This is a genomic window from Parasphingomonas puruogangriensis (assembly GCF_036663635.1).
In the GTDB taxonomy this organism is placed as follows: Bacteria; Pseudomonadota; Alphaproteobacteria; order Sphingomonadales; family Sphingomonadaceae; genus Sphingomonas.
Genome location: NZ_JAXOJI010000001.1, coordinates 774,076 through 798,530 on the forward strand (window position 1 = coordinate 774,076; position 24,455 = coordinate 798,530).

Here is a 24,455-nt window from a genome sequence, read left to right on the forward strand (position 1 = left end):
CTTAACGCGCGCACCTAGCCTTGGTCGCAACATTTTTTTTCCGCTCGGCACGCATTTAAGCTGTATCAGCGCAATCGTGTCACAGTCATCCAACACTTCCGCGCCCCGCGAGGGGCCCCGCGACGGTCAACGCATCGCCAAGCTCCTCGCCCGCGCCGGCATCGCCTCGCGCCGCGAAATCGAACGCATGATCGAAGAGGGCCGAGTCGCGCTTAACGACGTGGTCATCGACACGCCGGCGACCGTGCTGACCTCGCTCGCCGGCGTCACCGTCGATGGCGATCCGGTCGAGGCGCCCGCCGCCGCGCGCCTGTTCCTCTATCACAAGCCCGCCGGCCTGCTCGTTACCGAGCGCGATCCCGGCGGCCGCCCGACGATCTACGACAAGCTGCCCGACGATCTGCCCCGCCTGGTCCCGGTCGGCCGGCTCGACATCAACACCGAGGGACTGTTGTTGATGACCACCGACGGCGAGCTCAAGCGTCAGCTCGAGCTGCCCGCCACCGGCGTCGAGCGCGCCTATCGCGCCCGCGCTTACGGCAACATCACCCAGGCGCAGCTCGAGGAATTGATCCACGGCATCGAGATCGAAGGCGTGCGCTATGGCTCGATCAACGCCAATCTTGAGCGTCGCACCGGCGCCAATGTGTGGATCGAGATGATCCTCACCGAAGGCAAGAATCGCGAAGTACGCCGCGTGCTGGAATTCCTCGGGCTGAAGGTCAGCCGGCTGATCCGCACGCGCTACGGCCCGTTCCTGCTAGCCGATCTGCCGGTCGGCGGGATCGGCGAAGTGAAGGGGCATGACGTCGCCGCGTTCCGCAAGAACCCGACCAAGAATCCGCCACCCGAGCGCCTGCGCCGTGACGAGAAGTTCAGCGAGCGGCCCCGAAATCTGCCGGTGCCGACGCCGGTCCAGGCCAACACCGCCCGCCCCCGCCCGGACGGCCCGCGCCCCGCGCCGGGGTCGCCGAGCGCCGCACGCAAACCGAGCCCGGTCCAGGCCGGCAAGCCCGCCACGCGCATCACGCGTGAAGCGGCGTCCGCCGCCGATCGCGCCGCGTTCATCGATTCGCCGACGCGTGGCCAGCGCGCCAGCGGGCGCCCGGCCCGGCCCGAGCCCAAGCCTACCGCCAAATCCGATGGCTGGCAGCCGCCAACCGAGCATCAGGCACGCGAGCCGATCGCCGGCGCCAAGCCGAAGCGCTTCTACGACGCCAAGCCGCCACGCGACCGCGCCGCCACCCCGGCGCGCGATGGCCAGCCTGCGCGCCCAGCGCGCGACGGGCAGCCGGCGCGTCCCGCCCGCGTGTTCAACGCCGAGCTCGGCCGCAACGTCCGCGCCAAGGCTCCCGGTGCGCCCCGCGCTGCTGGCGATGCCGCGCGGCCGTCGCGTCCCTCGACGCGCCCCACACCGAAAAGCGGGCCCCGCCCGACCGGCGGCAACACGCCGCGTGGGGCCCCACCCCGTAACCGGAAGTAAATCATGCGAATCATTTCAGGCCAGTGGCGCGGTCGCCAGATCGTCGCGCCCAAGGGCGATGCCACCCGCCCGACGGCCGATCGCACGCGCGAGACGCTGTTCTCGATGCTGACCAGCCGGCTCGGCAGTTTCCAGGATCTGGCGGTCGCCGATCTGTTCGCCGGCTCCGGCGCGCTTGGCATCGAAGCCTTGTCGCGCGGTGCGGCAAGCTGCGTGTTTGTCGAACAGGATAAGCCGGCGCTCGACGCGCTGCGCGCCAATCTCGCCAAACTGGGCGCCACTGCCGACGTGCGCGCGCAGTCGGTGCTGGCCCTGGCGCACGTCGCCCAGCCCATCGACGTGATCCTGATGGACCCGCCCTACGGCACCGGCGCCGGCGCCGTCGCCTTGGACAAGCTCGGCCGGCTTGGCTGGATCGGCCCGGCGACCTGGATCAGCATCGAAACGGCCAAGGACGAGACGATCGACGTCGACGGTTTCGAGATCGATGTCGAGCGCACGTCCGGCAAGGCCAAGCTGACGCTCCTGCGTCAGTCCTGAACCCGCGCCATCGGGGGCGGCGCCACCACACGGCTGGCCTCGATCATCGTTTCCGCCACAAAGGCATAGGCTTCGCACCAGGCGGCCTCCGTCGCCGCGTCGATGCGGCCGCCGCCCTGTACCGCGACCATCTCCAGCAAGGCGCTGCCCACCGCGGCGTAATGCGCTTCCGCCACGCCGTAGCCGACATGACGGATGGCCAGCGCGTGCAGTTCCGGCAACATGTCGATCGGCCGGCTCAGGCCGGTGATGATCTTGGCGATCGCGCCGATCAACAGTCGGCCCTGTTCGACCATATCGTCGCGGAACAGCAACCGCGTCTCCGGCTCCAAGGCAAACAGGCGATCGTAGAACACCGTCGCCGCTTCCTCCGGGGCGAACAGCACGTGCATGAAGCTGTCGCGCAGGAGCTCGATTTGCTGCGGACTCATCGATTATCTCCCAGCCCGGCACGATGGCCCCAGGCTGGTAAAGATTTGGTACGGCTAACGCCGCAGGATCGCCAGCCCCGCCAGGCTCAGCACGCCGGCCACCACCAGATACGCCCCGACCATGTTCAGCCCGCCGCGCTCGGCAAGCGCCTGCGCGGCGATCGGCGCCAGCGCCCCGCCGAAGATCCCGCCCAGGTTGAAGGTGATGGAGACACCGGTATAGCGCACGCCCGCCTCGAACAATGACGGCAGCCAGCCGCCCAGGGGCCCGTAGCAAAAGCCCATCGCGAACAGCGAAAAGGCCAGCCAGGCGAACACCACCCACAAGCTCGCCGCGCCGAGCATCGGCCCCATCAGCAGGCCCGACAGCACACAGCCGGCAAAGCCGATGCGCAACATCGCCTGCGCGCCGCTCTTATCGGCGAGCGTGCACGACACGATCACGCCGAGCGCCAGGAACAGAATTGCGGCGATCTCGACGCCAAGGAACGCCTGCCGCCCATGGCCCAGGGTCGTCGTGCCGTAGCTCAGCGCGAACGCCGTGGTCAGGTAGAACAATGCGAAGCAGGCGATCACCCCGACCGTGCCGGCGATCGTCGGCCGCAGATGCGATTTGAACAATGTCGCGATCGGCACCTTGGGCAAGGCGTCGTGCGCCGCCGCCTCGCGAAACGCGGGCGTCTCGGTCAGCTTCAGCCGCACCCACAGCCCCAGGCCGACCAGGATCGCGCTGGCCAGGAACGGCACGCGCCAGCCCCAATCGCGGAACTGCGCGTCGGTGAGCACGGCGCCCAGCAGCAGGAAAAAGCCGTTCGCGGCAATGAACCCGATCGGCGCGCCCAGGGGTGGAAACATGCCGTAGCGATTTTCATAGCCCGGCGGCGCATTCTCCACCGCCAGCAGGCTCGCCCCGCCCCATTCGCCGCCCAGCCCGAAGCCCTGGGCGAAGCGCAAGATGCACAGCAGCAGCGGTGCGATCCAGCCGACCTGCGCATAGCTCGGCAGGAAGGCGATCGCCACGGTCGCGCCGCCCATCAGCATCAGCGACGCGACGAGCGTCGACTTGCGCCCCAGCCGATCGCCGAAATGACCGAACACCGCGGCCCCCAGCGGTCGCGCAAAAAAGGCCAGCCCGAAGCTGGCGTAAGACAGCATCAATTGCGCCGACTGGCTTTCCGCCGGGAAGAATAATGGCCCGAACACCAAGGCCGCGGCGGTGGCGTAGATATAGAAATCGTAAAACTCGACCGAGGTGCCGATCAGGCTGGCGACAAGGATGCGACGATGCGCCCGCATCGGGCTTTGGGGAGCGGTCATGCCGATGCGTTCGCGCTATCGGATCGAGGGGTCAAGCCTCTCACCGTCATCCCAGCGAAAGCTGGGATCTCAAGCGGCATGGAAGGGACAGGAGCTACGCGAGATCCCAGCTTTCGCTGGGATGACGTGATCTGGCAGGCTCAAGCCCCGCCGTTCGCCCGCACCAGCGTTAGCAGCAACCAATATAGCCCGCCCGACAACAGCATCGCTGCCGGCAGCGTCATCACCCAGGCCAGCGCCATGTTGCGGATCGTGCGCACCTGCAGCCCCTGCCCGTTGGCCACCGAAGCCCCCGCCACGCCCGAGGTCAGGATATGCGTCGTCGATACCGGCAAGCCGAAGCGCTCGGCCATCAGGATCACCGCCGCGGCGACCAGTTCGGCCGAGGCGCCCATGCCATAGGTCATATGGCTCTTGCCGATCTTCTCACCCACCGTGACGACGATTCGCTTCCAGCCCACCATCGTGCCCAGGCCCAAGGCGATCGCCACGGTGATCTTGACCCACAAGGGAATGAACCGCGTGCCCGATTCCAACATGCCCTGATAATCGCCGATGCTCTTCAGCTCCTGTGCCGAAAAGCGCGTCTCGGCATCCTTGGCCTTGGTCATCAGCTTGGTCGTATCGAGCAGCAGATACATGTCGTTGCGCACGTTATGCGTTGCTTCCGCGGGCACGTTGCTCAGCGCGCCATAGCCGCCGACGCGCGTCGCCAGGTCGCGCGACACCGTTTCCACCGCGCCATACACTTCCGGGCTGTCGACCTTCTTGGCCTGCAACGCATCGGTCAGCACGCCGCGCGCGGCGATCAGCGGAATATCCAGCCCGCCCGATTTCGCGTCGAACGTTGCGCTTGCGCTGTTCGCCGCTGCGACGAACGCCGGCGTCGCGCTGCTCGGCAGCGTGCGGTTCAGCGCATAGGCGGTCGGCGCGCAGCCGATCAGGATCAACATGATCAGCCCCATGCCCTTCTGCCCGTCATTGCCACCATGCGCGAAACTGACGGCGGTACAGGTGAAGATCAGCAGTGCGCGAATACCCTTGGGCGGCGGGGCGCCTTCCACCGGCGGCGCGTACAGCGCCGGCTTGCGCACCAGCATCTTCATCGCGAACAGCAACGCCATCGCCGCGAAGAAGCCGATCAGCGGCGCCATCCACAGCCCGGTCAACACCTTGCTTGCCTGGCTCCAATCGACGCCCGCCGTGCCGCCGGCGCTGCCGCCGGTGAGCAACTGGTTGGCGAAGCCGACGCCCAGGATCGAGCCGATCAGCGTATGGCTGGAGGAATTGGGCAGGCCGATATACCAGGTCGCCAGGTTCCACAGCACGGCGGCGAGCAGCAGCGAGAAGATCATCGCAAAGCCGCCGCTGCTGCCGACGTTGAGGATCAGATCGACCGGCAGCAAGGTGATGATCGAATAGGCCACCGCGCCGGTCGACAGCATCACGCCAAGGAAATTGAAGAAGCCCGACCAAACAACCGCGGCATAAGCCGGCATCGAATTGGTGTAGATCACCGTCGCCACGGCATTGGCGGTGTCGTGGAAGCCGTTGACGAATTCGAAGCCCAAGGCGATCAGCAGCGCCAGCGCGAGAAACGCGAACACGCCGAGCGCCAGGCTCTCGCCCACCTGCCGCGTGTCGACGAACACGCTGTAACCGGCATAAGCGAACCCGCCGATCAGGGCGGCGAGGAACAGAGTCCGGGCGATCGGCGGAACGGGGCGATCGAACCGTGATCCGGGCGCGTCGAGGGGCAGCTGTGCAGCTGCGATAGCGTGTGTGGCCATGATGGGATCGCCTTCGCTGGAGTTCATGACAACTTGATGACGAATTGATGACGCTAGGGCCCGGTTCACGCCTTCCCCTCTCCGTCACGCCCCACGTAAGCGGGGGCCTCGCTTCTTCTTCTGGCCGCGCGCAAGGCAGCGGGATCCCCGCTTTCGCGAGGATGACGCATGGGCAGCGACTAAGGTCGCTCCAGCCGCCCCGCCCAAGCATAGCCCCGATAGCGCGGCGTAAAACTCGTCCGCCACGCATCCCGCGCCGCGACCTCGTCCAACGCCGCTGCCAGATCCGCCCGCGGCGTTACGTCGAACTTGCCCAGCCAGGCGAACAAGCCGCGCCGGAACATCGCCGGCAACCGCTCCTGCTGCCCGAAATCGACGCAATCCACCCGCCCCCGCGCCACTGCCGCGGCTTGGCCAAGCGCGGCGCGCCAATCGGGTATCATCGATAGCGTGTATGACAGCATCACCCGATCGAATGCCGCCTCGCCGAACAGCGCCACGGGATCGAACCCGGTGGCATCGCCCTGCGCCAGCACGATGCGGTCGCTCAGCCCGGCGCGCGCCACGTTAGCCCGCGCCGTGATCAGCATTTCCGCCGACAGATCAAGCCCGAAGCACCGCGCTGCGGGCCAGGCCTTAGCCACCGCGATGAGGTTGCGCGCGGTGCCGCAGCCGATCTCGATCACGCTGCCGCCTTGCCCCAGATCGAGCTCGGCAATCAGCCGGTCGCGCCCGAGCAGGTAATATTTGCGCGTCAGATCGTAGAAATGGCGCTGCCGCGCATAGATCGCGTCCATCCGCGCCGCCTGGGGCTCCACCGGCTCAGCCCTTCAGCACGTAGAGATGCACGCCGCCATAGATCGAGGAACGGTCGCGCGCGGTGTAATCGAGCGACTCCACGGCGCGATACTCCCAGCGATCGAGCACCGTGTCGGCCACCCGCCCCGGCAACAGGGTCGGCGCGGCGGCGGTGCGGAACAGCACGCGTGCGCCCGGCTTGGCGGTGCGGGTGATCTCGCGCCACAGGTCGTTCAATTGCTCGTCGGTCATCCAATCCTGCGCGTCGAGCAGGATATAACGATCGCGGCTCCCCGCCGGCAGCCCGCCCAGATGCTCGGTCAGGTTGGCGTGCAACACCTCGATCCGGTCCGCCCGCGCCGCGATATCGGCATGGTGCGCGGGTTCCAGATACGGCGGCACCGATCGCCCCTCGCCCGGGCCATAACGCCGTCCGAAGGCCTGCTGCGCGAAGTAATTATCGCTCACCGGGAAGTCGCATGCGAGTTTTTCGAGCCGCCCGCGCAGCACCGCGCGTATCCCGCCGGGATCGTCATTGGACAGCGCAACATATTGTGCCGGCGGGATTCCCAGCCCGAAAAGCGACGCCGGCTGATCGATCAACCACCGTACGAAACCCTTATCGAACACCGGTGCCAGCCGCGTCTCAAACACCCGCCGCTGCTCCTCGATCGTCTGGGCCGCGAGAATCTCGCGCGGATCGATGCCGTATAGCCGCGCGACGAGATGCGCGCTGCCGATGAACTGCCCGAGCAAGCCGCGCTTGTAGATGTTCGAGGCGAAACCCCGGATGCGCCGCCGGCCGATCAGGTCGCGGCCCTCCCAATAGCGCTGCGTCACATCGTCGAGATGCGGCCGCAGCACCTCCTGATAGACGCGGACATTGGCCTTACTGTCCGCCGCGCCGAAGAAGCGGTGGAACGCGGCATGATCGGGCAGGTGTTGCGCGGCGGCGACTTTCAGCCGGCCCAGCGCAACGTGCGCCGTGTTGAGGTCCACCGCGGTGATACGCGCCGGATCGGCGGTCAGATACGACAATACATTGCAGCCGCCGCTGGCGATCGTCACGACATGGCTATCCGGCGTGATCGCCAGCGCTTCCATGTCGACGACCGGATCTTCCCAGATCTGGGCATAGACCAGCCCGCGGAACGCGAAAGTAAAGGCACGCTCCAGCATGCCCGCCTTGCTGCCGCCGTCATGCTGGTGAACCGCCGCGCCGACCTTCTTCACTGTAGCCCGATGAAGCTTCAAGCTCGCCATGCCGCGTCCCCCGTTGTCCGAGGTCGCCGCTACGTCCTTTAAATGACGCGCCCAAGACGTGGGCGTGACGCTGGCGTGACGGCGGTGCGTGGGCCGGCCACTTAGCTGCCCGGATAGCGGTCGAATTTGGGCAGATCGGGAACAGTGCCGATCCAGTCCGGCGCGTCCGCCATCTGAATGCACGCCTGCGGTGCGATTGCATCGGTATCGTCGAACGACCCGCTCTGGATGTCGATCTTGCCGGGAAAGACTGATTCGCTTTCGAAGAACAGCCCGGTGCCGCACGTGCCGCAAAAGGATCGTTGGACATCACCGGATGAATTGTACTGCGTCGGCGTGCCGGTGATCGTCACCGCATCGCGCGCGAACAGCGCCCAGCCGACCATCGGTGCCCCGGCCGAGCGGCGGCACGGCTCGCAATGGCACAGCGCATGATGCTCCGGCGCGCCGTCTGCCACATATCGTATCGCGCCACAGCGGCACCCGCCCGTCACCGTCATCTCGTCTCTCCCCAAGCGTTCCCTGTTTGTTTCATAAGGCTTAAAATGTCCCGAGTCGAGAAAAAGCCAGCCTTGCCGACCCTGAAAGTTCTTTTTCCTATTAAAACTGGGGAGTTTCGCGGTAAGACGGTGCCTGACGTCGTTCGGCGCCGCGTTTCAGGCGGCAATGGGGATCTGTCGCAAGACCTGAAACAGGAGAATTTCCGATGAAGAAGATCGCAACCCTCGCCCTCATCTCGGCCGCTGCACTGAGCCTCGCAGCTTGCGGCGACAAGACCAGCAGCAACACCGTGACCACGATCGACAACGAGACGGTGCTGAATTCCGAAGAAGCTCCGCTCGACAACCTCGGCGGCACGGACGCTGATCTGCTCGGCAACTCGGCCGACAACGTCTCGGTCGATGCGACCACGACGACGGTCAACAGCACGACGGTCAACACCGTCGAGTAATCTCGCTGCACCTTTTAGGTGCTGCGAGAACGGGCCGGTCGCCTTCACGGGCGGCCGGCCTTTTCGTGTCCGCATAGCGTCAGATCGCCGCCGTCTCGGCCATGGCGTCGGCGCCGCCGCTGACACTGTCCATTCCCGCCCGCGCCGCCGTACGCAACGCCACCTGGTCGGGTGGGACGCGTGTCATCACCTGCGGGCACCGCAGGCAGATGGCGTCGCCCCGTTCTTCATGCCAGCGGCACGTCGCACGGATCTGGCACGAAGGAAGCGTCGTCACCACCGCGGGCAATTGCTCGAGAATACGCTGGCCCAGCCCGCATCGCCCATCGGCATACTGGCCGCAGCGCCCATTTTCGCACCGCCCGGAATACCGAAACACCAGGGTAGGATCGAGCTCCCCCAGGGTGCCCATCATTGCCGGCGTGATCTCGGCGCGCTGCTTCAAATAGGCGATGCGCGGTTCGGCCAACGTCCCGGCAACCACCCCAAAGACTTGCGCGTCCACCATGTCGGGTTGCGCGCTCGGACAAGATAAGGGGGCATCGGCATCGCACATCGCAACCGCCGCCTTAGAAATTGCGGAACTGCGGAATATCGATGCGCTCGAAAAAGCCCGCGAGGATCCGATCGTCGATCTGCAGCACCGCCGGCGAGGCTTCGAACCCTGCTTCGGTCACCTGCTTGGCAACCGCGTCGGCGAACTTCTTGCCCTCGCCAAAATCCCGCACGACCTTGCCGGCCAGATCCCAGCGGAGCACGAGCGACTCCCCTTCCACCCGTACGCCCGCGGCTTTGACGGCCGCCTCGACGATGCCCGGAAGTTCCCGTACCGAGATAAGCGAAGCGCTACTACGTCCCATGACCATTTCGACTCTCCCACTGTCTCGACCGCATCAACATAATTCGATGCTTCGAGTAGGAGAGTCAAGTACAACCCAGACATACTTGGATCTATAGCTTACGATCACTGATCTTTACATAAATTATGCTGTCGCTTTTGTCCAATTTTTATCAATTCCTCATAGTTACCGCTTAACTAACTAAGATAGACGCACCGATCTTCGCGCAGCGGCGCCGGTAGCGCCATAGCGTTCCAAGCCAAACTACCGCTCCGTAAAGCAAGAGTTGATTTCCTATCTCGTGAATAGGAATTACCCAGGTGCCTGTCAGGTTTGCTCCCTGGACGGCTTCGGCCCGACACGCGTGTCGGGCCGTTGTTGTTGGGGCTACAGATAGGGTGCGAGCGTGAACGCTATCGCAGAGCGCGCGCCGTCCCGCTCGATCTCCAGCGATACCGCCTTGCCCGGCGCGCCGACGATCTTGCGCAGCGCCAGCGGGAACGTATCCCCCACGATACGGTCGCCGACCCTCATCCCGGCCTTGGCTGCGGGGCTGCCGGTGCCGACCGCACCCACGGTGATCGCGTCGCGCTCCTGATCGAGCCATAGCCCGGACAGGCCATAGCGATCCGGCAACGGCATGGCATTGGCGTTGCGCTTCACCCACAATGCCTTGGCTTTCACATCGGTCGACAGGTTGAACTGCCGCAGCACCTGCAGGCCGATAACACCGTCCACACCTTGCGTCGGCCGGTCTTCTCCGCTGAGCGTAACGAGCGGCGATACGTAGGACGCACCGCCGAACTCGGCGCGCTCGACGCGCACGGTCCGGGCGATGCGCGCTTCCCCGCCCACGCCGTGCGGCCGCGTTGGCGCATAAGGCTGGGTATCGCTCCATAGCCCCATCGACTTGGCGACCGAACGGTCGAGCGAAAAACCTCGTGGCGCACCGGTATCGAGCAGGAAGCGCAGCCGCCGCCCGTTGACCGTGGCATCGCCATAAAGATGGGGCGATCCCGCCCCCATGCCGGATCCGGAGGCGACGCTGCTGATCGCATTGTCGATGCGGAAAAAGCCGCTACGCGCCGGCCGCCCGTCCAGATAGCTGCGCCATTCGCCATTCTCGATATCGAGATCGCTATCGGTCGCCGTCAGCATGCCCGCCGCCAGCGTCCCCCGTATCTCGCGATTGAAGCCACTCTCCATTGCGCCGAACGCCACGCCGCGTTGCATGGCGCCACCGCCGAACACCACGTCGCGCGCAAGATATAGCGGCAGCATTGTCCGCCCGCCGACACCGCCCATGCGCACCGAACCGCGCGACGACAGTTTGAGCGCGCGTGCGAGCTCCTTGTCGATCAGGCTTAGAAAACCGCCGCTGTCGATCAGGAACAGATACGGCCCTGCGCCATTGATGGTCAATGGCATGACGACACGGTCGCCGAGCAACTGGATGCGGCTGACGACCACGCGCGGCTCGGCCGCGATCGCCCGCCCCGCGCCCGTCAAGACGGCGGCGCCGCCCACTGCCAATGTTCGAATCACATCACGACGGAGCATGCCAAAACCTCATTCTTGTTGCGCGACGTCGTAATGCCGCCCGCGTCGGACACAATTGCCATAGATCTATTACCATCGGGCGACGCGCTGCGTGGTTGCTCTGCGCGCCCGCGTTCCCTACCTGTTCACGAATGTCCCTCCCCGCGCCCTCCCCGCAAGATCCCGCCTATCTCCGCGGGCTGAACGAACCCCAGCGTGAAGCCGTGCTGACCACCGAAGGCCCCGTATTGGTCCTCGCCGGCGCCGGCACCGGCAAGACCGCCGCGCTTACCGCCAGGCTCGGCCATCTCCTCTTCACCAAAAAGGCCTGGCCGTCCGAAATTCTCAGCGTCACCTTCACCAACAAGGCGGCGCGCGAGATGAAGCACCGCGTCGGCAAGCTCGTCGGCGACGTCGTCGAGGGCATGCCGTGGCTCGGCACGTTCCACGCGATCGGCGCCAAGATGCTGCGCCGCCACGCCGAATTGGTCGGCCTGCAGAGCAATTTCACCATCCTCGATACCGACGATCAGCTGCGCCTGTTGAAGCAGTTGATCCTCGCCGCCGATCTCGACGAGAAACGCTGGCCCGCCCGCGCACTCGCCGGGCTGATCGATGGCTGGAAGAACAAAGGCCTGGTCCCCGCCGATATCGATGCCGGCGAGAGCGAACTCTACGCCAATGGCCGCGGCGGCGAGCTGTATGCCGCGTACCAAGACCGGCTCAAGACGCTCAATGCGTGCGATTTCGGCGATCTGCTGCTGCACATGCTAGTTATCCTCAAGACCGACCGCGCGGTGCTCGCCGAATATCAGCGCCGCTTCAAATATATCATGGTCGACGAATATCAGGACACCAACAGCGTCCAATATCTGTGGCTCCGCTTGCTTGCCCAAGAGCATAAGAACATCTGCTGCGTCGGCGATGACGACCAGTCGATCTATTCCTGGCGCGGCGCGCAGGTCGAGAATATCCTCAAGTTCGAAAAGGATTTTCCCGGCGCCAAGGTGATCCGGCTGGAGCAGAATTACCGTTCCACCCCGCACATCCTCGGCGCCGCCAGCGGCGTGATCGCCAACAATAGCGGCCGCCTCGGCAAGCAATTGTGGACCGAGCTCGACGTCGGCGAGAAGGTCAAGGTGCTCGGCGTCTGGGACGGCCCCGAGGAGGCACGCCGCGTCGGCGACGAGATCGAGACGTGCAAACGTGCGGGCAAATCGCTCGACGATGTCGCCATCCTGGTCCGCGCGCAGCACCAGACGCGCGAATTCGAGGATCGCTTCATCTCGATCGGCCTGCCCTATCGCATCGTCGGCGGCTTTCGTTTCTACGAACGCGCCGAAATCCGCGATGCGCTGGCCTATCTGCGCATCGTCGCGCAGCCGGCCGACGATCTCGCCTTCGAACGCATCGTCAACGTGCCCAAACGCGGCCTGGGCGACAAAGCGGTGCAGAAGGTCCACCAACTCGCCCGCGCGCAGGGCATCCCGCTGACCACCGCCGCCGCGCGCATCCTCGACACCGACGAACTGACCGGCGCCGCCCGCCGCACGCTCGGCAATCTCGTCGGCGACATGGCGCGCTGGCGCAGCATGGCCGGCGAGATGCCGCATCCCGAGCTCGCCCGCATCGTGCTCGACGAGAGCGGCTACACTGCGATGTGGCAGGCGGAAAAGTCCGCCGAAGCCGCCGGCCGCCTCGAGAACCTTACCGAACTCGTCCGCGCGATGGAGGAATATGAGAATCTCGGCGCGTTCCTCGAACACGTCTCGCTCGTCATGGATAATGAAAGCAATGCCGAGGATCCCAAGGTCACGATCATGACGATCCACGCTGCCAAGGGGCTGGAATATGACACCGTATTCCTAGTCGGCTGGGAAGAGGGCCTGTTCCCCTCGCAGCGCTCGCTCGACGAAGGTGGACTCGCCAGCCTCGAGGAGGAACGCCGCCTCGCCTATGTCGCGATCACGCGCGCCAGGCGGAAAGCGATCATCATCCACGCTGCCAACCGCCGCATCTATGGCCAATGGACCAGCAGCATTCCCAGCCGCTTCGTCGGCGAATTGCCCGACGTGCATATCGAGCAGGAAACGACCATGTCCGGCGGCGAGAGCCTGTGGCGCGCGAATTGGTCCGAACGCGCCGACCCATTCGCCGACATCGCCCGCGGCAGCGGCCGCGGCCCCGGCTGGCAACGCGCCGCCGGCCTCACCCCCGGCGTCGACCCCGCCAAACCCGGCGGCGCCTTCACCAGCCGCACCTTCTCGCGCGAACCCTCGCGCGTCGTCGAGGCGCGGGCGAGCGCGGTCAGCCTGGGCAATAAGGGCCGCGACGACGTGTCGGTGGGGATGCGCGTGTTCCACCAGAAGTTCGGCTACGGCGCGATCGCCGAGATCGAAGGCAACAAGCTGGAGATCGATTTCGAGAGCGCGGGGCGGAAGCGGGTGATGGATAGTTTCGTGACGGTTGGCGACTAACTATCTTAAAGCCCCTCCCCTTCAGGGGAGGGGTTGGGGTGGGGAAATGCGACTAATGCCACCTAACCAATGGCATGATCCGGCCGCATCCGCCTGTGGCGGCGGATAGTGGACGATGTCGGGAAATCCTATATCCCGCGCGTCGTGACGCTCGAAGAAGGCGAGACGGTGCACAACGCCTTTTTAGACCGTACCTGTCGCGAGGCCGAGAGATGAAGCTGCTCTATTATCCCGAGACCGACAGCATCTATATCGAGTTGCGCGCGGGCGCCGGCGCGGAGACGCGCGAAGTGGCGGACGGTGTGAATATCGATTTGGATGCGGCCGGGAATATCGTGGGGATCGATATCGACCAGGCTTCGACCAAGCTGGACCTTGCCACGTTGAAGACGGCGGGATTGCCATTGCGTGATTTAAGCGCGGCTTAGATGGACACAGACAATAGGGACGCGGGGTGCTTTCCACTCACCAAGACCTGATGTCGAGCTGCTAACATTACTCAACTCGTCATGCTGAACTTGTTTCAGCATCCATCGTGCCGCAACCTCCGACCGAGCGGGAGGCGCAATGGACCCTGAAACAAGTTCAGGGTGACGGGCGTGGTGCGGAGGAAACCTTGCTATCACTCAGCCAAGCGTTTGCCGGCAGTCTTCAAAATTGCACACAACCCTGATATGGTCATCCACCTAGTCATGGAGCGCGCACCACATGGAACGCATCAACCTCGCCGACACAAAAGCCCATCTCAGCGAGATCGTCAACCGCGTCGAAGCGGGGGAAACCGTCGAGATCACGCGCCGCGGCATCGCCGCCGCGCATCTTAGCCCCGTGCCGAAGCCCAGGCAGAAGATCGACCTCGCTGCGCTGCGCAAGCTACGCGAAGGCCAGCAAATGCAGCCCGTTTCTGCCAGCGAGTTCATCCGCCAGATGCGTGATTCCGATCGCTACTGATGTTTTATCTCGACACGTCGGTGATCGTCGCGGCGCTCACGCTCGAAGCGCATAGCGAGCGCGCATCGGATTGGATGGCGGCGCAGGACGAGGGCACGCTCCACGTCAGCGAATGGAGCGACACCGAAGTGTCCAGCGCGCTCGCGCTCAAGATGCGCACCGGCATCCTGTCGACCGAAAAGCGCGCCGAGGCGCTTGCCACATGGCGCGGCTGGCGCGATCGGGTGCTGACGCTGTCACCGGTCGAGTCCAGCCACTTCATGGCCGCGGCTACCTTCGCCGATCAGCACAAGCTCGGCCTGCGCGCTGGCGACGCCCTGCACCTCGCCATAGCGGCCGGCGCAGGATTGCGCATCGTCACGCTCGACAAAACCATGGCCGAGGCCGCTCCGTCGTTCGGCATCCCCGTCGAACCGCTCTGAGCAGCCACGCCCCGGGTGCTCACCGCAAACCTGTACCTCACCCTACACCCCCATTCAGGAACGATACCCGTCGCAGGGCGTACCCCTTGCCCATGGCCCAACCCGGGCCGCGAGAGGATCGCTCATGAAGTTTACCCATTTGATCGCCGCCGCCCTGATGATGGCCGGGATCGGCGTCTCCACCGAGGCCTCGGCACAGCGCCACGACGGTTACAGCCAGAACGATCGCCGCGACGACGTGCGCAATGATCGCCGCGACAATCGACGTTACGATCGTCGCGACAATCGCCGCTACGATCGCCATGACAATCGCCGCAACGATCGCCGCTGGCGCAACAACGGCCGTCACTACGGCTGGAACAACAATCGCCGCCCGTGCCGCGTGATCTATCGCAACCATCGTCGCGTCACTGTCTGCCGCTGAGCACATCCGGGGAGGGGCGCCCTCGCCTCTCCCGTTAGCCGCGTTTCCGCGCAGTGCGAATGTTGGATAAATGTTGGAAATCGCGCGTCATGATCGACGAATGACCGATTCGCACCCCCCCGCTCCGCCCGTCGATCTCGACGATTATGCCCTCACCTCTGCCGCCGTGCCGTCGCGCAAATGCCATGCCGGCTGGAGCGAGCGCCGCCAGCGCTGCTTCATCGCCGCGTTGCGACAAGTCGGCTCGGTTCAGGCCTCCACCCGCGCGGTCGGCTGCTCACCGCAATCCGCCTACAAGCTGCGCAAGCGCCCCGACGCGACCGAGTTCGCCGCCGCCTGGGATCGCGCGCTCGACGAAGCGCGGCTCGACGCATTCGACCGCGCGATGGCGCGCGCGGTCGATGGCTATCACCTGCCCCTATTCTATCGCGGCCGCTTCACCGGCACCGCGCATCGCCACGATCATCGCGCAGCCATTGCCCTGCTCGGCAAGTGAACATTGTCAAATTCGCCCGAAAGGCGAAAAACGAACGCAAAATGCCGTAACTTCGCAAGCTTTGCCGACCGTATATGGCGCGGAATGTCAGTCCGGCTCGACCGCCATCAGCGTGGTATCGGCATATTTGAAGCTGCCCTGGTCGAACAGGCTGCTGACCTGGAATGCCCGCGGGGTGATGCGCAACGCGGTCAGGCCGATCAACTTGAACGTGCCCATCTTGGGTTCCTTGGGCGGCTTGCCGTCGCGCGTCAGCACTTCGGCGTCGATGAACAGCTCGTCATGCTTGGTATAGATGACATGCGGCGCCAGCGTCATCTCGGTCTTGTTGTACGTCGCGGCGAGGCACATCTTGCGCACGATCGCCTCGAACACCGTGGGGGTGGTGGTGGGCGTCTGGACGGGCGGCCGCTCAGCGGTCATGGTATCGGTCATCCCGCCAACATATCGATTACGCTGCAGTGCAGCAAGATACTTCAGGGTAAACGCTGTCTTTCGGATAATGGACCCATGGCATGCGCGACGCGACGGCCTTGATCGCCGCCTTGGATCTGGCCCCGCATCCGGAGGGCGGCTGGTTCCGCGAAACCTTTCGCCAGGCCAATCCGGATGGCGGCCGCGGCCTGGCCACCGCGATCCTGTTCCTGCTCGAGGCGGGCCAACGCTCGCACTGGCACCGCGTCGACGCCGCCGAACTATGGCTATGGCATGCCGGCAGCCCGCTCGCTCTGTCGATCCATCAAGGCAGCACGATGACGCACATGCTCGGCGCCGACATCTTGGGCGGGCAGCAAGCGCAGGCGCTGGTCCCACCGCACGCCTGGCAATCGGCCGAAGCGCGGCATGGCTGGGCCTTGGTCAGCTGTGTCGTCACGCCGGCATTCGAGTTCGCCGGTTTCGAACTCGCCCCGCCCGGCTGGCAGCCGTGACTTGCGCTCGCCGCGCACAAGCCTAAGCGCATCTGCCATGACCGACGGCCTCCCCATGCACCGCCGCTTATTGGCGATCGGCGCGCTTTCCTGCGGCACCGCGCTGATCATCATCGACGGCGCCGTCGCCACGGTCGCGCTGCCGACCATCGCGCGCGATTTGCGCGTCGATAGCAGCGCAGTGGTCGCGGTGGTGACGATCTACCAGCTGACGCTGGTCATGCTGCTGCTGCCCTTCGCCGGGTTGGGCGACCGCATCGGGCTGAAGAAGATGTACCAGCTCGGCCAGCTGATCTTCACCGTCGCGACGATCCTGTGCTTCTTCGCCAAGAGCCTGCCCTTCCTGCTCATCGTTCGCGCGTTCCAGGCGATCGGCGCGGCGGCGGCGCTCAGCGTCTCTTCGGCGCTGATCCGCCAGACCTACCCTGCTAAGCAATTGGGCCGCGGGCTGGGCATCAATTCGGTGATCGTATCGAGCAGCGCGGCGGCCGCGCCGACCATCGGCGGCCTCGTCTTGTCCTTTGCGCCCTGGCCATGGGTGTTCGCCAGCGCGGTGCCGTTCGCCATCATTTCGCTCGCGCTAGGGCGCGCCCTGCCCGATCCCAAGCCGCGCGAAACACGCTTCGACGTGATCGGCGCGGTGATGTGCGCGGCCATGTTCGGCCTGGTCATCGGCGGGCTGGAATCCAGCGTGCATGGCGATTCGCCCGTCGTCTCGGCCGCGATCGTGCTGATCGGCGCGGCGATCGGGGTCTATTTCGTGCGTCGCGAACGACACGAGCCCGATCCCATCCTGCCCATCGATCTGCTCTCTCGCCCGGTGCTCGCGCTCTCGGCGATCGGCGCCTATACCGCGTTCATCGCCTCGATGACGCTGCTGCTATCGACGCCGTTCCGGCTCGGCGCGCTTGGTTTCACACCGGCGATGATCGGCGCCGCCATTGCCCCCTGGCCACTGACCAACATGATCGTCGCACCGCTGGCCGGCTGGTTGTCGGATCGCATTCCGGCCGGGCTGCTGGGCGGCATCGGCATGTGCATCTCGATCACCGCGCTGCTGTTGCTGGCCTTCATGCCGGCTGACCCCAGCCTGTTCGACGTCGCCTGGCGGATGGCGTTGTGCGGGTCGGGCTTCGGCACCTTCCTGCCGCCCAATGCGCGGCTGATCATCGGCAGCGCGCCGCGCGAACGCGCCGCCGCCGCCGGCGGCCTGGTCTCGACCGTGCGCTTGGTCGGCCAGACCACCGGCGCGACTCTCGTCGCTGCACTGCTGGCCGTCGGCGTCGGCAATGGCATCGTCCCGCCGCTGGTCGCCGCCGGCCTGGCGGTGGTCGCCGGCCTGTGCAGCCTCGCCCGCTTACGGCCGTCGATCCGCAATCCCAAGGCCGATGAAGCGGATGACGTGCAGCCCGCCAGTCCGGTCCGCTGACGCGACGGCCACCGGAACTGTACCCACCGCCGGTCCGTTCAGGCCGCACGATTGGTCAGCGTTACGGAGCTCCCCCATGCCCTATATCAAGACACGCGATGGCACAGACCTCTATGTCAAGGATTGGGGCAGCGGCCGCCCGGTGGTGCTGATCCATGGCTGGCCCCTGTCCGCCGACAGTTGGGACGCCCAGGCGATGGCGCTGGCCGAAGCGGGCTTCCGTGCCATCGCTTATGACCGCCGAGGCTTCGGCCGCTCGGGCCAGCCCTGGACCGGCTATGATTATGATACGCTGTCGGACGATCTCGCCGACGTGCTCGATCAGACCGGCGCGGCAGATGCGACCGTCGTCGGCTTCTCGATGGGCGGCGGCGAAGTCGCGCGCTATATGAGCCGGCACGAGGGCAAAGGCGTGATCGGCGCCGGGCTGATTTCCTCGGTCGTACCGTACATGCTCAAGACGGATGACAATCCCAACGGCGTGCCCGAGGAGCAGCTGAACGCGATCGGCGATGGCATCAAGAAGGATCGGCCGGGCTTCTTCCATTCCTTCTTGCAGGATTTCTTCGGCGTTGGGTTCATCTCCTCGCCGGTCAGCAGCCAGACGGTCGATTGGGCCTGGCGCTTGGCCATGCAGGGCGGCCTCAAGCCGATCCTCGCCTGCGCGGAATCCTTTGGCCACACCGATTTCCGCGGCGACCTATCTGCGTTCCGCGTGCCCACGCTGGTCGTCCACGGCACCGCCGACAAGACCGTGCCGATCGACGCCACCGGCCGTGCGGCGGCCACCGGCATCGCCGGCGCGCAACTGGTCGAATATGACGGTGCCCCCCACGGGCTGACGGTGACGGAAAGCGATCGCTTCACGAACGATCTGTTGACGTTCCTGGGGCACGGGCGTGGTGTGACGTCGGATCACGAGGCGCAGTTGATCAGCGGCTGATGGTCGAACGCAAAAGGGCGGCGCTCCCGATGGAGCGCCGCCCTTCTTGCTGCGTCAGCAGCGGCGAACTCACCCGCGCTCAATTCAGCGGCACGATGACCTCATCCGGATGTACGACATTCAGCTTCTCGCGCGTCAGCTCGTCGACCATGTCCGGATCGGCGCGCTTCGGATCAAGCAGTGCCACCTTGTTCTGCCACTCGGCGCGCTTCGTCTTGAGCGCGGCAAGTTGCACCTCGCGCACGCTCAGCTGCCGTTTGACGTCGCCATAAGCCCGCGCGCCGTTCGGCCCGAGCACGGTGTATGTGCCCAAACCGACGATCACGATCACCACCACCGCCGGCACGATCGCGCCGCGGAGCATCGTCGAAAAGGTTGAACGCTTGGCCATAGACTGATTCTCGCAGGCTAAGCCTATCGTATCAAGGAGTTTTTAACCAGGATCGGTTCGATCACCCGCGCAGCACGCCCCGCCCGGCATAAACGGCGGCATCACCCAATTCTTCCTCGATCCGGATCAGCTGATTGTACTTCGCCAACCGGTCGCTGCGCGCCAGGCTGCCCGTTTTGATCTGCCCGCAATTGGTCGCCACCGCGAGATCGGCGATCGTGCTATCCTCGGTCTCGCCCGAGCGGTGCGACATCACCGCGGTATAGCTTGCGCGATTGGCCATCGACACCGCTTCCAGCGTCTCGGTCAGCGTGCCGATCTGGTTGACCTTGACGAGGATCGAATTGGCGATCTTCTCGTCGATGCCGCGCTTCAGCCGCTTGGGATTGGTCACGAACAGATCGTCGCCGACCAACTGCACCTTGTCGCCGACCAGATCGGTCAGCGCCTTCCAGCCGGCCCAGTCGTCCTCCGCCATGCCGTCCTCGATCGAGAAGATCGGGTAGCGGCGCGTGAGATCGGCGAGATATTCGGCCATCTCGGCGCTCTCCAGAATGCGGTTCTCGCCCGATATATTGTAGCGCCCGTCCTTGAAGAATTCGGTCGCGGCGCAATCCAGCGCGATCATCACATCGTCGCCCGGCGTATAGCCCGCCTTCTCGATCGACGACATGATGAAGTCGAGCGCATCGCTAGTGCTGGCGATGTTCGGCGCAAAGCCGCCTTCGTCGCCGACCGACGTCGCCAGGCCCTTGTCGTGCAGGCCCTTTTTCAGCGTGTGAAAGATTTCAGAGCCGCAGCGCACCGCATCGAAGATCGTGTCCGCGCCGACCGGGACGATCATGAATTCCTGGAAATCGATCGGATTGTCGGCATGCTCGCCGCCATTGATGATGTTCATCATCGGCACCGGCAGGACATGCGCCGAAACCCCGCCGACATAGCGATATAGCGGCAATCCGCGCGCATCCGCCGCCGCCTTAGCGACCGCAAGGCTGACGCCGAGGATCGCGTTGGCGCCGAGCCGGCTCTTGTTCTCGGTGCCGTCGAGATCGATCATCGCGCGATCGATATCCGACTGGTCTTCGGCATCCATGTCGACCACTTCCTCGGCAATCTCGCCATTGACCGCGTCGACCGCGCCCTGCACGCCCTTGCCCAGCCATTGGCTCATGTCGCCATCGCGCCGCTCGACCGCCTCGTGCGCGCCGGTTGAAGCACCCGACGGCACCGCGGCGCGGCCGAAGCTGCCATCCTCGAGCATCACGTCCACTTCGACCGTCGGATTGCCGCGGCTGTCGATGATCTGGCGGGCGTGCAGGTCGATGATTGCGGTCACGGAACGATCCTTATAGTCTAGGCGCCTCGGCGGCGGTGCGAGGGCCTGTATCGGCTATCCGTCCCCCCGGCAATTCGCCCCGCCAATTCGGTGCGACGATGGAACCGCGATGCGCGCGACAAGTTGAGCGGTTAACAACGGAAAGGGCGATATCATGGCCGACCAGAACGACAAACCAACCGACGGCGTGTTCGAGAATGCAGGCGCCAAAGACGTCAACGATACGCCGCCGGCCGACACCAGCTTCCGTCCCGAAAGCGAAGCCAACGATGTCGATGCTGCCAGCGCAGCCGACGCACCGACGGAGCAGCCCGCGGCAAACGCACCCTCCGGCACAGCCCAGACGCTTAAGGATGGCGCCGCCAAGGTCGCGCAGACGGTCGGCGATCGCGCCAAGACCTATGTCGAGGACGGCAAATCGCGCGCCAATAGCGCGCTCGACGAACTAGCCCAGATGATCAACGATGCGGCTGGCACGGTCGACGACAAGATCGGCGCGCAATACGGCCAATATGCCCGTACCGCTGCCGACACGGTCTCGGGCTTTTCGGACTCGCTCAAAGCCAAGAATGTCGACGATCTAATCGCGGACGCCACGGCGTTCGCCAAGAAAAGCCCGGCGATCGCCATCGGCACAGCCGCGGCGCTCGGTTTCGTGCTGATCCGTCTCGTCCAGTCGGGTCTCAATGCCGACAACGACCAAGCGTGATGCAGCGGCGGCGGGGCTCGACATGGTGACGCAACCGCCGCCCGAGGAAAGTATCGGCACGCTGGTCGGTAACGTCGTCGAAGACGGTCGCGCCTATGCGCTCGCCGAACTTGCCATCTATCGCGCCAAGGCTATGGCGTGGCTGGGGCAGGCCAAGTTCGTCGCCCTGTTCGGTGTCAGCGCGCTGCTATTGGCCAATTGCGCGATCATCGCCTTATTCGTCGGCCTGCTCCTCACGCTGGCGCCCCGCGTCGGCCCCGGCTGGGCGACGATGATCGTGGTCGGCGGTACATTGGCGTTTGCAGGGCTGCTCGGATGGCTGGCGCTGCGCCACATCCGAAAAATGGGAGCGGCCAAATGAGTGACGCCGTCACCGCCGCCGAGGCCCAAGCTGTTATCGCCCGCGCTCGGCTCGGCGCCACGCTCTCGACCCTACAATCCCGCCTCGCCCCCAAGGCGCTGGCGCAGGAAGCGGCGCAAGGCTTGTTGGACAAGGGACAGGCGGTGGCCACCAGCGGTGTCGAGGTCGTCCGTCGCAACCCGCTGACGGTCGCCGGTGCGCTCGGCGCCGTGGCCCTGTTCCTGGCCCGCAAGCCGATCGCCAAATTGCTGACGAAAAACGGTGATGCAACCTCGCCGACACCCGATAGTTTGACCCTCCGAAAGCCCCGTGCTGTCAAAAGGAAGCCGAAATGACCGATCCAGTCGCGCCAGCCAATGGTACCAAGAACAAGGTTCAGGCTCAGCCGGAGCCACCCAAGACGACCATCGAAAAGACCCGCTTGGCTGCTACGCACGCGCTCGACACGGCGCGTGACAGTGCGCGCGATGCGGCCGACCGCACCGCCAAGGCAATCGACGCCAATCCGCTGCCGGCGCTGGTCGGTGGCGTGGTGATCGGCGCGCTGGCCGGCGCGCTTGTGCCGCGCAGCCGCCGCGAGGCCGAGCTGCTCGCGCCGGTCGGTCGCAAGCTCCGCGCCACCACCACCGATGCTGTGCAAAGCGCCAAAACCACCGGCCTGGCCGAGTTGGGCGCGTTGGGGCTGAGCAAAGGCGCGCTCAGCGAACAGGGCGGCAAGCTCGTCGGCGGTATTTTGACGGCGCTGGCCACCGCGGGCAGCGCGGCGATCACGGCGTCGCGCGAGGCCAAGGCCAAAGCGGAAATAAGCGCGGAATAGACGACGGCGGCCGCCGAGGCTAAGGCGCTTATGAACCCCATCCCCAGGATACGATCATGAGCAAGCTCCACCTCGTTTTCGGCGGCCGCGTCAGCGACCCGCGCACGCTCGACTTCGACGATCTCGATTCGATCGAGATCGTCGGTATGTTTCCGGACTATAAAAGCGCCGAAAAGGCCTGGCGCGCGGCAGCACAGCGCACCGTCGATGATGCAGAGATGAAGTACGTCGTGGTCCATCTGCACCGGCTGATGCAGCCCGATATGATCGCCAAGGCAACGCTCTGAAGCGGCTACCGCCCGCCTATCGGTAAGGTGGGCGGTGCAGTCCAGCGGGGCTAGTGGTGAAAATCTCGCAGCCCGTATCGGTGATGCCGATCGAATGTTCGAACTGCGCCGAGAGCGATCGATCGCGAGTCACCGCCGTCCAGTCATCGTCGAGCACCTTAACATCGGCGCGCCCGGCATTGATCATCGGCTCGATCGTGAAGATCATGCCGGGCTTGAGCTCCGGCCCGGTGCCGGCCTTGCCATAATGCGGCACGTCCGGCGTATCGTGATAGACCAGGCCGACACCGTGCCCGACGAAATCGCGCACCACGCCGTAGCGATGTTTTTCGGCATGCCGCTGGATCGCGTGGCCAATATCTCCCAGCCGGTTGCCGGGCCGCGCCTGCTCGATCCCGAGCGTCAGGCAGTCGTAGGTCACATCCACCAGCCGCCGGGCCTTTAGCGCGACGTCGCCGACCAGATACATGCGGCTCGTGTCGCCATGCCACCCATCGACGATCGAGGTCAGGTCGATATTTAGGATATCGCCCTCCTTCAGCGTGCGTTCGCCGGGGATGCCATGGCAGACGACCTGGTTGATCGAAATGCAGCTGGTATGGGCGTAGCCGCGATAGCCGATATTGGCCGGCACCGCCCCCGCCGCGACGATCGCTTCGGCGGCGAAATCGTCCAGCGCTTGCGTCGTCACGCCCGGGACGACCCGATCGGTCAACGCGTCGAGCACCGCGGCCGAGACCTGCCCGGCCCTGCGCATGCCGGCGAACGCCTCGGCATCGTAAAGCTTTATCTCGCCGGCGCGGCGGATCGCCTCGACCGAGGTGGCGGATACGTAACGCGTCATCAGTCTCTTTCACTGTCGCCAGGCTTGGCGTCGTACGACGTCACGCGCCGCGGTAGCGCCACAACAATAATGGCCGCGCCAGCACCAGCCCGGCGATAAACCCGCCGATATGCGCACCGATGGCGATGCGCACGTCGCCGTTGAGGCCGGCAAGCCCGGTAAGCAACTGGATTCCGATCCATGCCGCGGCCAGCCACAGCACATGGATCACGCTCGCCGGTACCGGGCCGATCGGCTTGGCGCGCATCTCTCCGTAGAACAAGGAATAAGCCGCGATCACCGCCGAGATCGCGCCCGACGCGCCGATCATCGGCGCCACGCCACTCGGGTCCTGCAGCCATTGGCCGGCGGCCGCGGCATAAGCGCCGACCACATACAGCACCACCAGGCCCTTCGCATCCAACGCCCGCTCGGTCATCTGCCCGCAATAGAACAACATGACGAGGTTCAGCGTCAGGTGAATGAAGTTGGCGTGCAGCAATGTCGCGGTCAGCGGCGTCAGCCACCATGGCACGCTGGCGCCGAATTCCGGCGGCAGGACGGCGCCCGAAGCGATCGCCGGGATGAACCCGGCGACCACCGCGGCATAGCCGGCATTACCGGTGAGGATGACCAAAGCCGACACGAAGATCGTCGCGACCACGAGGATCGCGGTCGCGCGTGTCTGGCGCCAATCCATAAGGG

31 protein-coding genes are annotated in these 24,455 nt (G+C 65.3%); 17 read left to right on the plus strand and 14 right to left on the minus strand.

The features are described 5' to 3' along the window. Positions 1 to 76: 76 nt before the first annotated feature. Both U1739_RS03850 and rsmD read left to right on the plus strand, forming a co-directional pair. A complete protein-coding gene (locus U1739_RS03850) occupies positions 77 to 1,483 on the plus strand; it encodes a pseudouridine synthase (protein WP_332704149.1) in 1,407 nt (468 codons plus the stop codon). Between the two features lie 3 nt (positions 1,484 to 1,486). Further along, positions 1,487 to 2,023: a 16S rRNA (guanine(966)-N(2))-methyltransferase RsmD gene (rsmD, locus tag U1739_RS03855; protein WP_332704151.1), complete on the plus strand. Its 537-nt coding sequence runs from the start codon at positions 1,487 to 1,489 to the stop codon at positions 2,021 to 2,023. Here the strand turns inward: rsmD and U1739_RS03860 are convergent. The 6 genes from U1739_RS03860 to U1739_RS03885 all read right to left on the minus strand — a co-directional run bounded on the left by U1739_RS03860 (position 2,014) and on the right by U1739_RS03885 (position 8,122). Continuing rightward, on the minus strand, positions 2,014 to 2,454 hold the full coding sequence (locus tag U1739_RS03860) for a globin domain-containing protein (protein WP_332704154.1): 441 nt from the start codon (positions 2,452 to 2,454) through the stop codon (positions 2,014 to 2,016). The genes rsmD and U1739_RS03860 overlap by 10 nt on opposite strands. A gap of 54 nt (positions 2,455 to 2,508) precedes the next feature. Then, positions 2,509 to 3,771 (minus strand): MFS transporter, encoded by a 1,263-nt coding sequence (locus tag U1739_RS03865; protein ID WP_332704156.1) that lies wholly within the window; start codon positions 3,769 to 3,771, stop codon positions 2,509 to 2,511. 140 nt (positions 3,772 to 3,911) lie between these two features. Then, a complete protein-coding gene (locus U1739_RS03870) occupies positions 3,912 to 5,561 on the minus strand; it encodes an inorganic phosphate transporter (protein ID WP_332704158.1) in 1,650 nt (549 codons plus the stop codon). A gap of 179 nt (positions 5,562 to 5,740) precedes the next feature. Continuing rightward, a complete protein-coding gene (locus U1739_RS03875; protein WP_332704160.1) occupies positions 5,741 to 6,358 on the minus strand; it encodes a class I SAM-dependent methyltransferase in 618 nt (205 codons plus the stop codon). A gap of 25 nt (positions 6,359 to 6,383) precedes the next feature. After that, positions 6,384 to 7,622 carry a BtaA family protein gene (locus U1739_RS03880; RefSeq protein ID WP_332704162.1) on the minus strand — a complete coding sequence of 413 codons (1,239 nt, stop codon included), beginning with the start codon at positions 7,620 to 7,622 and terminating at the stop codon, positions 6,384 to 6,386. Between the two features lie 101 nt (positions 7,623 to 7,723). Beyond that, positions 7,724 to 8,122 (minus strand): GFA family protein, encoded by a 399-nt coding sequence (locus U1739_RS03885; RefSeq protein WP_332704164.1) that lies wholly within the window; start codon positions 8,120 to 8,122, stop codon positions 7,724 to 7,726. 206 nt (positions 8,123 to 8,328) lie between these two features. Here U1739_RS03885 and U1739_RS03890 point away from each other — a divergent pair, with 206 nt between their 5' ends. Further along, the gene (locus U1739_RS03890; RefSeq protein ID WP_332704166.1) at positions 8,329 to 8,574 is read left to right on the plus strand and encodes a hypothetical protein; all 246 of its coding nucleotides are present in this window, start codon (positions 8,329 to 8,331) and stop codon (positions 8,572 to 8,574) included. Positions 8,575 to 8,653: 79 nt separating this feature from the next. Here U1739_RS03890 and U1739_RS03895 read toward each other — a convergent pair whose 3' ends face one another. From U1739_RS03895 to U1739_RS03905, 3 genes are all read right to left on the minus strand, one after another. After that, on the minus strand, positions 8,654 to 9,130 hold the full coding sequence (locus U1739_RS03895) for a hypothetical protein (RefSeq protein ID WP_332704168.1): 477 nt from the start codon (positions 9,128 to 9,130) through the stop codon (positions 8,654 to 8,656). A 13-nt stretch (positions 9,131 to 9,143) separates the two neighbouring features. Continuing rightward, positions 9,144 to 9,440 (minus strand): hypothetical protein, encoded by a 297-nt coding sequence (locus U1739_RS03900; protein ID WP_332704170.1) that lies wholly within the window; start codon positions 9,438 to 9,440, stop codon positions 9,144 to 9,146. 360 nt (positions 9,441 to 9,800) lie between these two features. After that, positions 9,801 to 10,973, minus strand: coding sequence for an aspartyl protease family protein (locus tag U1739_RS03905; protein WP_332704172.1), 1,173 nt, complete (start codon positions 10,971 to 10,973; stop codon positions 9,801 to 9,803). Between the two features lie 131 nt (positions 10,974 to 11,104). Here U1739_RS03905 and U1739_RS03910 point away from each other — a divergent pair, with 131 nt between their 5' ends. The 6 genes from U1739_RS03910 (at position 11,105) to U1739_RS03935 (ending at position 15,722) form a co-directional block, all read left to right on the plus strand. Beyond that, complete coding sequence (locus tag U1739_RS03910) at positions 11,105 to 13,429, plus strand: ATP-dependent helicase (RefSeq protein WP_332704174.1); 2,325 nt, start codon at positions 11,105 to 11,107, stop codon at positions 13,427 to 13,429. A gap of 212 nt (positions 13,430 to 13,641) precedes the next feature. Beyond that, entirely contained in the window at positions 13,642 to 13,857 is a 216-nt protein-coding gene (locus U1739_RS03915) for a DUF2283 domain-containing protein (RefSeq protein WP_332704176.1), read from the plus strand. Positions 13,858 to 14,137: 280 nt separating this feature from the next. Then, the gene (locus U1739_RS03920) at positions 14,138 to 14,380 is read left to right on the plus strand and encodes a type II toxin-antitoxin system Phd/YefM family antitoxin (RefSeq protein ID WP_332704178.1); all 243 of its coding nucleotides are present in this window, start codon (positions 14,138 to 14,140) and stop codon (positions 14,378 to 14,380) included. Next, positions 14,380 to 14,802 carry a type II toxin-antitoxin system VapC family toxin gene (locus U1739_RS03925; protein ID WP_332704180.1) on the plus strand — a complete coding sequence of 141 codons (423 nt, stop codon included), beginning with the start codon at positions 14,380 to 14,382 and terminating at the stop codon, positions 14,800 to 14,802. The genes U1739_RS03920 and U1739_RS03925 overlap by 1 nt, the downstream gene beginning before the upstream one ends. Before the next feature lie 124 nt (positions 14,803 to 14,926). After that, positions 14,927 to 15,226 (plus strand): hypothetical protein, encoded by a 300-nt coding sequence (locus U1739_RS03930; RefSeq protein ID WP_332704182.1) that lies wholly within the window; start codon positions 14,927 to 14,929, stop codon positions 15,224 to 15,226. 100 nt (positions 15,227 to 15,326) lie between these two features. Beyond that, positions 15,327 to 15,722, plus strand: a complete 396-nt coding sequence (locus U1739_RS03935; protein ID WP_332704184.1) for a hypothetical protein — start codon at positions 15,327 to 15,329, stop codon at positions 15,720 to 15,722. Between the two features lie 87 nt (positions 15,723 to 15,809). Here the strand turns inward: U1739_RS03935 and U1739_RS03940 are convergent, their stop codons facing one another. Continuing rightward, positions 15,810 to 16,157, minus strand: coding sequence for a hypothetical protein (locus tag U1739_RS03940; RefSeq protein WP_332704186.1), 348 nt, complete (start codon positions 16,155 to 16,157; stop codon positions 15,810 to 15,812). An 80-nt stretch (positions 16,158 to 16,237) separates the two neighbouring features. On the opposite strand from U1739_RS03940, the gene U1739_RS03945 reads away from it, so the two are divergent. The 3 genes from U1739_RS03945 (at position 16,238) to U1739_RS03955 (ending at position 19,023) form a co-directional block, all read left to right on the plus strand. Then, complete coding sequence (locus U1739_RS03945) at positions 16,238 to 16,651, plus strand: cupin domain-containing protein (protein ID WP_332704188.1); 414 nt, start codon at positions 16,238 to 16,240, stop codon at positions 16,649 to 16,651. 37 nt (positions 16,652 to 16,688) lie between these two features. Beyond that, the gene (locus U1739_RS03950; RefSeq protein WP_332704190.1) at positions 16,689 to 18,080 is read left to right on the plus strand and encodes an MFS transporter; all 1,392 of its coding nucleotides are present in this window, start codon (positions 16,689 to 16,691) and stop codon (positions 18,078 to 18,080) included. Between the two features lie 76 nt (positions 18,081 to 18,156). Further along, complete coding sequence (locus U1739_RS03955; RefSeq protein ID WP_332704192.1) at positions 18,157 to 19,023, plus strand: alpha/beta fold hydrolase; 867 nt, start codon at positions 18,157 to 18,159, stop codon at positions 19,021 to 19,023. 79 nt (positions 19,024 to 19,102) lie between these two features. On the opposite strand, the gene U1739_RS03960 is transcribed toward U1739_RS03955, so the two are convergent. Both U1739_RS03960 and eno read right to left on the minus strand, forming a co-directional pair. Further along, positions 19,103 to 19,414 (minus strand): FtsB family cell division protein, encoded by a 312-nt coding sequence (locus tag U1739_RS03960; protein ID WP_332704194.1) that lies wholly within the window; start codon positions 19,412 to 19,414, stop codon positions 19,103 to 19,105. 61 nt (positions 19,415 to 19,475) lie between these two features. After that, entirely contained in the window at positions 19,476 to 20,753 is a 1,278-nt protein-coding gene (gene eno, locus U1739_RS03965; RefSeq protein WP_332704196.1) for a phosphopyruvate hydratase, read from the minus strand. A gap of 154 nt (positions 20,754 to 20,907) precedes the next feature. On the opposite strand from eno, the gene U1739_RS03970 reads away from it, so the two are divergent. Genes U1739_RS03970 through U1739_RS03990 form a run of 5 tightly spaced genes read left to right on the plus strand, consistent with a single transcriptional unit; the run spans position 20,908 to position 22,927 of the window. After that, the gene (locus U1739_RS03970) at positions 20,908 to 21,462 is read left to right on the plus strand and encodes a hypothetical protein (RefSeq protein WP_332704198.1); all 555 of its coding nucleotides are present in this window, start codon (positions 20,908 to 20,910) and stop codon (positions 21,460 to 21,462) included. Beyond that, the gene (locus U1739_RS03975) at positions 21,440 to 21,823 is read left to right on the plus strand and encodes a phage holin family protein (protein ID WP_332704200.1); all 384 of its coding nucleotides are present in this window, start codon (positions 21,440 to 21,442) and stop codon (positions 21,821 to 21,823) included. The genes U1739_RS03970 and U1739_RS03975 overlap by 23 nt, the downstream gene beginning before the upstream one ends. Further along, positions 21,820 to 22,158 (plus strand): DUF3618 domain-containing protein, encoded by a 339-nt coding sequence (locus tag U1739_RS03980; protein WP_332704202.1) that lies wholly within the window; start codon positions 21,820 to 21,822, stop codon positions 22,156 to 22,158. Before U1739_RS03975 ends, U1739_RS03980 begins: the two co-directional genes overlap by 4 nt. Further along, positions 22,155 to 22,640: a hypothetical protein gene (locus tag U1739_RS03985; protein ID WP_332704204.1), complete on the plus strand. Its 486-nt coding sequence runs from the start codon at positions 22,155 to 22,157 to the stop codon at positions 22,638 to 22,640. Before U1739_RS03980 ends, U1739_RS03985 begins: the two co-directional genes overlap by 4 nt. A gap of 56 nt (positions 22,641 to 22,696) precedes the next feature. Beyond that, positions 22,697 to 22,927 carry a DUF4170 domain-containing protein gene (locus tag U1739_RS03990; protein ID WP_332704207.1) on the plus strand — a complete coding sequence of 77 codons (231 nt, stop codon included), beginning with the start codon at positions 22,697 to 22,699 and terminating at the stop codon, positions 22,925 to 22,927. 16 nt (positions 22,928 to 22,943) lie between these two features. Here U1739_RS03990 and map read toward each other — a convergent pair whose 3' ends face one another. After that, positions 22,944 to 23,771, minus strand: coding sequence for a type I methionyl aminopeptidase (gene map / locus U1739_RS03995; protein WP_332704209.1), 828 nt, complete (start codon positions 23,769 to 23,771; stop codon positions 22,944 to 22,946). Positions 23,772 to 23,811: 40 nt separating this feature from the next. Next, positions 23,812 to 24,450: a rhomboid family intramembrane serine protease gene (locus tag U1739_RS04000; RefSeq protein WP_332704211.1), complete on the minus strand. Its 639-nt coding sequence runs from the start codon at positions 24,448 to 24,450 to the stop codon at positions 23,812 to 23,814. Positions 24,451 to 24,455 lie beyond the last annotated feature (5 nt).

Coding starts and splice junctions, on each gene's coding strand:
- U1739_RS03980 (WP_332704202.1), top strand. CDS start 21,820: ATGAGTGACGCCGTCACCGCCGCCGAGGCCCAAGCTGTTATCGCCCGC.
- U1739_RS03960 (WP_332704194.1), bottom strand. CDS start 19,414: ATGGCCAAGCGTTCAACCTTTTCGACGATGCTCCGCGGCGCGATCGTG.
- U1739_RS03890 (WP_332704166.1), top strand. CDS start 8,329: ATGAAGAAGATCGCAACCCTCGCCCTCATCTCGGCCGCTGCACTGAGC.
- U1739_RS03925 (WP_332704180.1), top strand. CDS start 14,380: ATGTTTTATCTCGACACGTCGGTGATCGTCGCGGCGCTCACGCTCGAA.
- U1739_RS03950 (WP_332704190.1), top strand. CDS start 16,689: ATGACCGACGGCCTCCCCATGCACCGCCGCTTATTGGCGATCGGCGCG.
- U1739_RS03970 (WP_332704198.1), top strand. CDS start 20,908: ATGGCCGACCAGAACGACAAACCAACCGACGGCGTGTTCGAGAATGCA.
- U1739_RS03880 (WP_332704162.1), bottom strand. CDS start 7,622: ATGGCGAGCTTGAAGCTTCATCGGGCTACAGTGAAGAAGGTCGGCGCG.
- U1739_RS03935 (WP_332704184.1), top strand. CDS start 15,327: ATGACCGATTCGCACCCCCCCGCTCCGCCCGTCGATCTCGACGATTAT.
- U1739_RS03900 (WP_332704170.1), bottom strand. CDS start 9,440: ATGGTCATGGGACGTAGTAGCGCTTCGCTTATCTCGGTACGGGAACTT.
- map (WP_332704209.1), bottom strand. CDS start 23,771: ATGACGCGTTACGTATCCGCCACCTCGGTCGAGGCGATCCGCCGCGCC.
- U1739_RS03920 (WP_332704178.1), top strand. CDS start 14,138: ATGGAACGCATCAACCTCGCCGACACAAAAGCCCATCTCAGCGAGATC.
- U1739_RS03975 (WP_332704200.1), top strand. CDS start 21,440: ATGCCGACAACGACCAAGCGTGATGCAGCGGCGGCGGGGCTCGACATG.
- U1739_RS03915 (WP_332704176.1), top strand. CDS start 13,642: ATGAAGCTGCTCTATTATCCCGAGACCGACAGCATCTATATCGAGTTG.
- U1739_RS03990 (WP_332704207.1), top strand. CDS start 22,697: ATGAGCAAGCTCCACCTCGTTTTCGGCGGCCGCGTCAGCGACCCGCGC.
- U1739_RS03875 (WP_332704160.1), bottom strand. CDS start 6,358: ATGGACGCGATCTATGCGCGGCAGCGCCATTTCTACGATCTGACGCGC.
- U1739_RS03910 (WP_332704174.1), top strand. CDS start 11,105: ATGTCCCTCCCCGCGCCCTCCCCGCAAGATCCCGCCTATCTCCGCGGG.
- U1739_RS03895 (WP_332704168.1), bottom strand. CDS start 9,130: ATGTGCGATGCCGATGCCCCCTTATCTTGTCCGAGCGCGCAACCCGAC.
- U1739_RS03885 (WP_332704164.1), bottom strand. CDS start 8,122: ATGACGGTGACGGGCGGGTGCCGCTGTGGCGCGATACGATATGTGGCA.
- U1739_RS03930 (WP_332704182.1), top strand. CDS start 14,927: ATGAAGTTTACCCATTTGATCGCCGCCGCCCTGATGATGGCCGGGATC.
- U1739_RS03955 (WP_332704192.1), top strand. CDS start 18,157: ATGCCCTATATCAAGACACGCGATGGCACAGACCTCTATGTCAAGGAT.
- U1739_RS04000 (WP_332704211.1), bottom strand. CDS start 24,450: ATGGATTGGCGCCAGACACGCGCGACCGCGATCCTCGTGGTCGCGACG.
- U1739_RS03945 (WP_332704188.1), top strand. CDS start 16,238: ATGCGCGACGCGACGGCCTTGATCGCCGCCTTGGATCTGGCCCCGCAT.
- U1739_RS03860 (WP_332704154.1), bottom strand. CDS start 2,454: ATGAGTCCGCAGCAAATCGAGCTCCTGCGCGACAGCTTCATGCACGTG.
- U1739_RS03985 (WP_332704204.1), top strand. CDS start 22,155: ATGACCGATCCAGTCGCGCCAGCCAATGGTACCAAGAACAAGGTTCAG.
- rsmD (WP_332704151.1), top strand. CDS start 1,487: ATGCGAATCATTTCAGGCCAGTGGCGCGGTCGCCAGATCGTCGCGCCC.
- U1739_RS03870 (WP_332704158.1), bottom strand. CDS start 5,561: ATGGCCACACACGCTATCGCAGCTGCACAGCTGCCCCTCGACGCGCCC.
- U1739_RS03940 (WP_332704186.1), bottom strand. CDS start 16,157: ATGACCGATACCATGACCGCTGAGCGGCCGCCCGTCCAGACGCCCACC.
- U1739_RS03865 (WP_332704156.1), bottom strand. CDS start 3,771: ATGACCGCTCCCCAAAGCCCGATGCGGGCGCATCGTCGCATCCTTGTC.
- U1739_RS03905 (WP_332704172.1), bottom strand. CDS start 10,973: ATGCTCCGTCGTGATGTGATTCGAACATTGGCAGTGGGCGGCGCCGCC.